Genomic DNA, 903 nt, shown 5'->3' on the forward strand with positions numbered 1-903 from the left:
TCTCATCTAAATTTTTTATCTCTTTATCAAAGACTTTTAGGCTGCCACCTTGATAGCTTTCAAGCCCGTTTATACATCTTAAAAGCGTTGATTTGCCAGCACCACTGTGTCCCACTATAGCAAAAATTTCACCCTTTTTAACTTCTAAATTTATATCAAAAAGGATCTGCGTATCACCATAAAATTTGCTTAAATTTTCTATCTTTATCACTATTTTTCTCCAAGAGCTTCTAATTCTTCACATACTTTTTTAAATTTAGCCTCAGCGCTTTGCAAAGCCTCTTTGTTTGTCTCTATAACTTCTTTTGGTGCGTTTTCCACGAAATTTTGATTATTTAACATACCTGAGAGCTTAGCTATCTCTTTTTCAAGCTTTGTCTTTTGAGACTTGAGCCTTGTGATGATACCGCTCATATCAAGCCCTTCAAGTGGGACAAATGCCTCTAAATTTTCGCTCACGTCTCTGATAGAATTTTCTATTTTCTCACCTACAAAGCCAATCTCTTCGCATTTTGCAAGCAGCTTGATATACTCTTTGACCTCGTCAAGATCGATTTTTTCATTAAATTTAACAAAGGCTTTTGCGATCTTTGAGTTGCCAAGATCGATGGTCGCTTTTGCACGGCGAATAGCCACGATCGCTTCGATAACTAGCTCAAATTTCTTTTCAACCTCTAAATTTCGCTCTTTTATCTCTGGATAGCTCGTAACCATTATTGATTTTGCATTTTCAAGCTGTGTGCCGCTAAGCTCTTGAAATAGATACTCTGAAAGAAACGGCATAAAAGGATTTAGTAGTTTCATCGCCTCTTTAAATATACTTCCAAGCTCTTTTACGCTCGCTTTATCAGCCTTGCTAAGCTCAATACCCCAGTCGCAAAACTCGTCCCAAAGGAATTTATA

Annotated in this window: 2 protein-coding genes; both read right to left on the bottom strand. The window is 36.9% G+C overall.

Annotated features, from left to right (window positions below; translation table 11 throughout):
• Nucleotides 1-211: ATP-binding cassette domain-containing protein (locus A3854_RS06115; protein WP_141081838.1), on the bottom strand; the 211-nt coding region annotated here is incomplete at its 3' end.
• Nucleotides 211-903: class I tRNA ligase family protein (locus tag A3854_RS06120; protein WP_141081839.1), on the bottom strand; the 693-nt coding region annotated here is incomplete at its 5' end. The genes A3854_RS06115 and A3854_RS06120, both read right to left, overlap by 1 nt.

This window comes from Campylobacter concisus (genome assembly GCF_002092845.1).
In the GTDB taxonomy this organism is placed as follows: Bacteria; Campylobacterota; Campylobacteria; order Campylobacterales; family Campylobacteraceae; genus Campylobacter_A; species Campylobacter_A concisus_AQ.